This window comes from Deltaproteobacteria bacterium, from assembly GCA_019308905.1.
Lineage (GTDB): Bacteria > Desulfobacterota > BSN033 > WVXP01 > WVXP01 > JAFDHF01.
In genome coordinates this window covers 1-5,902 of record JAFDHF010000112.1, presented here as the reverse complement: position 1 = coordinate 5,902, position 5,902 = coordinate 1, and the positions used below count along the sequence as shown (strand labels likewise).

Genomic DNA, 5,902 nt, shown 5'->3' with positions numbered 1-5,902 from the left:
GATTCCGACCAAAGAGCGTGTTTCGTGCTCCTGACTCGTGAAAAACCGGAAGAAGAGATCTCCTCAATGACAGAGTCCGAACACGAACACGGCCTTTCCCACGAACACGGCTCAATTTGGAAAGACGGATCTCATGTGTAAAGCATCACCATGGCAAAGACGCGAGCGTGACGCCCAGGGACGCTGGCCCCTTTTGCCCCGCGTTTTGCCGAATCCGTTTGATGTGCTATAATGGGGGCCGGATCTTCCCACCAGTCTTGCGGGGCGAACTTCATGGAGGTCTATCATGGAGGCCTTCAGGATTGCACGTCTCTCCTTTGAGCTCGAAGCGCTTCCCCGGAATTCAGTCTCTTCCTATAAGCTGCTCCATGCCCCGGCCTCGTTTTGGCGGTTCCTTCGAAAGAACCCGCATGCCCTGGCCCATGGGGACCAATACACCTGCCGGCCGGCGGCTAGAAGCGGAAAAGGGGAAGGTCCGTTCGGGATAGAGAAGTTCTCCTGTGCGGGAAAGCGTGCTGGGAAGTGGAAGGCTGCTGCGGGGCAACCTGAGGGATTAGAGCCATTTCTGCAACGGCATCCAGTTGAACCCAGCGGGCACGAAAATCAGAGGGGCAAATCCTGAGGAGGGTGTGACATGGATCTGGAGGAAAAAATCGCTTGCTGGCAATCGATGCGTGAACATCCGTCAGAATTTCAGGCTTATTACTGGCAAGAGATATTCCCGGAGGCGCGGGACAGATTCGTTCGAAAGAGCAGTCACCTGTCCAAATACAGATTTCTGATCTCCACCGTCGGCCTTTCACCTGAACCGATCATATTCTTCCTGTGCGCCATTCAACCCGAGAAGGCACTTCTTATATGCACTCCGGATTCTGAAAGGCACCTGGATCGAATCGCCGAAAAAAGCGGCTTGTCTCTGAGCCGGCTCGACAAGAAACAGGTGGGTAGCACCGATGTTGTGGGCGTCTACCAGGCCATCAAGGACTTTGTGTCCGGCAAGCCGAGCGACCAGATCCTCATAGACGCCACAGGCGGCAAGAAGCCTGTGATCGGGGCTGCCGTTCTGGCCGGTAATTTCCTGGGCATAGACGTGGGATACAGCGACTACACCGAGTACTTGCAAGATCTGCGGCTCCCGAAACCAGGCACGGAGTTTGCTAAGATCCTGGAGAACCCCCTCGTGGTTTTTGCCGACCTGGAAATTCGGAAAGCCAAGGAAGCCATAAATAGCTTGAATTTCCCGAAAAGCGAAGAGATCCTCGAACCTCTCGAGCACAAGGTGGAGAATGTCTGGCTCATAAGAACCCTCAAGACCATGGCCCGGGCATACGCGTGCATCGACTCCTTTCACTTCGAGGAGGCAAAGGAACAGATTCGGGATTTTTTCGCTCTCAAGCACCGGCGCGATTTCCCGTCCATAGAGAAAAGCCTCCGGTTCTACTCGAACATTTTGCCTATTCTACAGGACAAAGACCATGAAAAACACTACCCCCTCCTCTCCTTACACTTACTCTTTTCGGGTTTCCGCTTTGCAAAACGGGGTCGATATGATGTCGCCGTCTTTCTCATGTATCGGGTCATTGAGCTGGTTTTGAGCGCACTGCTCAAAGAGAACTACGGGCTTGATCCTGCCGACCCCGATTATTCGAGAGTCACAGGACTCGACAAAGAGGCCTATAACGACAAAAGCCGTGAGGTTTTCGAAAAGTACGTTTCCAGACCACTGCCCTCCAAGATAGGCTTGATGGACCAGGCAATCATGCTCAACATCCTGGAGGAGGAAGTCAGCCAGTTTGTAGATCTCAAGAAACTGAAGGGAATTATCGAGCTCCGCAACACCAGCATCTTCACCCATGGAACAAGGGCATTGGAGGAGTCTGATTTCAACAGAATCAAGAGGATGGCCCAGAAGCTCTTGGATTCTTACCTCCAGGCAAAAGGCCTTGGCACTGCCCGAGAGTACCGGGCTGATTTTGAGTTTCCACAGGTCTGAGAATCGACTGGGCGACCAGTGCAGGAGATACCTCTGAAGGCTTGGAGAGAGGCATTCATCTCTTGGTTCCTTGGGCTGCCTCTATAACTACCGAGGCTCTTGCGCGATGAGGACGAGGGGAGTGACATGGAAGAACCCATCATGCTGCTCGACCAGGTGAGAAGACACATCGAAAAGGGCAGGACAGATCTTGCCGTGGCTGATACCCGGAGTCGAAACACGCGCGACGTTCGCGATGCGGCGTTTCACCTGCGGTGGGCCGACCTGTGTGAAGAGCTGGGGCTCATCGATGACTTGATTCTCGAGTTGAATCTCGCCCTGAGAGACCGCCACGGGGATGTGGCCATCCACCGCCGCCTGGCCGAAATTCATCGCGACAGCGGGAACCTCGAGAAGGCGGCCAGGAAGTGGAGAGACGTGCTGGAGCTCCAGCCCGAGGTCTCCGACCACCATGTCGCCCTCGGCGAGGTCCTGGAGGAGATGAGGGAGTACGAGAAGGCTGCCGAAGTCTATCGGCTGGGGTTCGAGAGGACGGGCGACCCCGTTCTCAAGGCCCATCTCAAGGCCCTCGCCTTCGTATCAGAGGAGACGGCGGAACCGGGATCCGCAGAACAGGGGAGCGATGACTGGATTCCAACCGATTCGCAGGTCGTCCGGTTCATGGACCTCTTTGCAGGCAGGGAAGGCGTATATGCAAGACAGTGGGTGAGTCCCACGGGGGAGTCGGGCTATACCCTGATCCGCGAGCCTTTCACCATGGCCGTGGCCAAAAATCATCTCATGGGGAATCAAACCGTCGGCATCTATCCCCTTCGGATGGACAACACGGTCTGCTTCATAGCCTTTGACATCGATATTGCCAGGTACTTCCTGGCCAAGGCCATGACCAGCAAGAAACTCTGGGACAGGGCGGATGCAAGGGCCCAGGCCGTTGCCCGCAAGATCGTCGATCTGGGGGCGGCCCACGAAATACCCATCTACATCGAAGACAGCGGTTTCAAGGGACGCCACTGCTGGATCCTGGTGGATCCCCCCGTGCCCGGCAGGATCGCAAGACGCTTCGCACTCCTGCTGCTCCAGCAGATCGGGAGGCCTCCTTCCGAACTTCAAATCGAGGCGTTTCCAAAGCAGGCTTTCGTGGCCGAGGGCGGGGTGGGGAACCTCATCAAGGTACCCCTTGGAGTGCACAGGAAGAGCGGGCGCAGGGCGCTCTTCGTCGATGGCGATGGACGGCCCTTCCCGAACCAGTTCGGCTTCCTGGAACAGATCCGTAAGGTGTCGAAACAGGGTATCTACGAATTCATACAGAGATTTCAGGCTGTACAGGGCACCGGCATCCAGGTGGCAAGAGAAACACCGGCAAGACGGCCGGAAGGGGAAACAGAGGACAGAAAAGGAGAAAAACCCGAGGCAGGCCCTCCTCCTGTACCCGAGCAGTATGATCTGGAGCGGGACGCCGAGTTTCAGTATCTTATTTCACGCTGTCATGTGCTGAGGGCTATTGTGGAAAAGATCAACCAGGAAGGTGAAATAGGAAACGAGGAGCGCATCGTCCTCACCCACTCCGTGGGTTTGCTGAAAAACGGACCGGAAGCGGTCAACGTTTTGCTTGCCCGTTGTGCAAACGTAGACGCCTCCTTTTTTCTCAAAAGCAGGCTGCGCGGAAACCCGATCAGCTGCCCGAAGATCCGGTCCAGGGTGGGGGCCATCACCTCTCGGGTCGCGTGCAATTGCAAGTTCGACCCCAAGACAACCCTCTATCCGAGCCCCCTCCGCCATGTGCAGGAGATGGATCCCGCAAAGTCGACATCCCTTGTCGGCCAAACCGTTGATTCACTCCAGTTCCAACAGATGCTGCAGGAATACGTGAAGGCAAGGAAACAGGTCAGGGAGTTGGAGATCCTCATCCAAGCCTATGAGCGCCGTCTGGAGGAGTTCTTTAGCCGGGCCGGCGTAGAATCTGTTCAGACTCCCATGGGAACCCTCAAGAGAGTAAGAAAAGAAGGGGAAAAGACGGTTTACAACCTCGAGATCTGAGCCGGGGTCCAAGACTGGACATCATGTCGGTCATGTATATCATCGACCAGGGGGCCCATCTTACCAAACGCGGGAACCGGCTGGTGGTTGAAAAGATGGGAAACCCGATCCAGGAGGTCCACGCTTTCAAGGTGGACCAGGTAGTCCTGATGGGCAATATTCAGATCACGGCCCCCACGATTGCCTTTCTTCTCCAGGAAGGGATCGACACGGTGTTCCTTTCCTTTTACGGAAAATACCGGGGGCGCTTGGTCGCACGGTTTGGAAAGAATATCCTACTCAGGAAGGCGCAGTTCGACCGGATGGGAGACCACCGGTTTTCCCTTGGTCTCGCCAAGAGGTACGTGGCCGGAAGGCTCCAAAATCAAAGGGTTCTTCTGCGAAGACACAACAATGAGTTGAAGGACGAGGTGATCCGCTCAGCCATCCACAACATCCGTATGATGCTCGAGCGGATAGAGTCCCAGGAGAGCTTCGATGCCTTGAGGGGGGTCGAGGGCAAGGGGACGGCATCGTTTTTCCGGGGTTTCCGAAGAGCGGTTCGAGTAGAGGATATGCCTTTCAAGGAGAGGAGTAGAAGGCCGCCTAGAGACCCTGTCAATGTGCTTCTCAGCTTTGGCTATACCCTCTTGGCCAATGTGGTACAAACAGCGGTCGACGTGGTGGGATTCGATCCTTTTATGGGTTGTCTTCACGCCGTCGACTACGGCAGGCCTTCGCTGGTCCTCGACCTGATGGAGGAGTTCAGGCCCGTTCTGATCGATTCTCTGGTATTGCGGGTCATAAACCGCGGGGTGATCACCTCAAAGGACTTTATCAGGCAGCAAGACGTTGAACCACCACCTCCCGGTGTGGAACTCGAATCGCCTTCCATGGAAGACTATCCTATCCTGTTGAGCCATGTTGGAATGAAGAAATTCATTGCCCAGTTCGAGTCGAGATTGAGAGAAAAAGTGTTCTACTTGCCCACGGAGAGACGTATACGATTTCGCGAGGTCGTTCTTGAACAGGCCAGGTTGCTGGCCAGACATGTAAGAGGAGAGGAGGCCTACGAACCCTACAGGATGCGATAGGCCTGCCCGGGGTAAACAGTTGGTTTTGGTGCGAAGCGTGGGGTTACAAACATGTATGTTGTGGTATCCTATGATATAGTGGATGATAGGAAGAGGCTTCAGGTATCAAAGGTCCTGAAAAACTACGGCCAGAGGGTCCAGAAAAGCGTTTTCGAGTGCCGGGTTGACGAAAAAAACTACTTGGAAATCAAGGGGAAACTGGAGAAAATCATCGACATGGAGGCTGACAGCGTGCGCTACTATTCCCTCTGTCAGAGATGCATCGGAGCAATCGAGATATCGGGCTGGGGTGCAGTGATGGAAGACGAGGAGGTGATCATCGTATGAGGGGCGAGGTGTGCTTTGACCAGGCCCGACATTTGAGCTTGCATCTTGCCCGGGGAGTCGTGGGGAGAGTCTTTTGCACGGATCTCCCCCGGTTTTTGGGTGATTTGGGGAACATGTTGGAAATACAGGTTTTTTCGAAATCAGGGGTTCGGAGATCCGCGTTTTCAAATATGTTGAAATTACAAGGGAAATCGAATCGGAAAATCGAGTTTGCCGAAACGTGGGGGGTGGGGGGGTATGGGTCCGCGCAAACGGCGCCTCAAGCCTCTGTCCCTCAAGCGATTCCGGGGGCAGAGTTGGAAACAAAGACCTGATGAATAAGGGATTGCGACCGGCATTGTGTCTTTCGATTATCGTTTGGCATGAGATATTCGTTGGAAACAAAGACCTGATGAATAAGGGATTGCGACCTTTATGTGGCTCGTTATATCCACGCACATATTATTCACCGTTGGAAACAAAGACCTGATGA

The 5,902-nt window shown here is 54.5% G+C and carries 4 protein-coding genes; all 4 read left to right on the top strand.

The window, feature by feature from the left end:
* Positions 1 to 634 precede the first annotated feature (634 nt).
* The 4 genes from JRJ26_19995 (at position 635) to cas2 (ending at position 5,430) form a co-directional block, all read left to right on the top strand.
* On the top strand, positions 635 to 1,993 hold the full coding sequence (locus JRJ26_19995) for a TIGR02710 family CRISPR-associated protein (protein ID MBW2059773.1): 1,359 nt from the start codon (positions 635 to 637) through the stop codon (positions 1,991 to 1,993).
* Positions 1,994 to 2,119: 126 nt separating this feature from the next.
* A complete protein-coding gene (locus JRJ26_19990) occupies positions 2,120 to 4,030 on the top strand; it encodes a hypothetical protein (protein MBW2059772.1) in 1,911 nt (636 codons plus the stop codon).
* A 23-nt stretch (positions 4,031 to 4,053) separates the two neighbouring features.
* The gene (gene cas1, locus JRJ26_19985; protein MBW2059771.1) at positions 4,054 to 5,103 is read left to right on the top strand and encodes a CRISPR-associated endonuclease Cas1; all 1,050 of its coding nucleotides are present in this window, start codon (positions 4,054 to 4,056) and stop codon (positions 5,101 to 5,103) included.
* Positions 5,104 to 5,154: 51 nt separating this feature from the next.
* A complete protein-coding gene (cas2, locus tag JRJ26_19980; GenBank protein ID MBW2059770.1) occupies positions 5,155 to 5,430 on the top strand; it encodes a CRISPR-associated endonuclease Cas2 in 276 nt (91 codons plus the stop codon).
* The last annotated feature ends 472 nt before the right edge of the window (positions 5,431 to 5,902 follow it).

Coding starts and splice junctions, on each gene's coding strand:
- cas2 (MBW2059770.1), top strand. CDS start 5,155: ATGTATGTTGTGGTATCCTATGATATAGTGGATGATAGGAAGAGGCTT.
- cas1 (MBW2059771.1), top strand. CDS start 4,054: ATGTCGGTCATGTATATCATCGACCAGGGGGCCCATCTTACCAAACGC.
- JRJ26_19990 (MBW2059772.1), top strand. CDS start 2,120: ATGGAAGAACCCATCATGCTGCTCGACCAGGTGAGAAGACACATCGAA.
- JRJ26_19995 (MBW2059773.1), top strand. CDS start 635: ATGGATCTGGAGGAAAAAATCGCTTGCTGGCAATCGATGCGTGAACAT.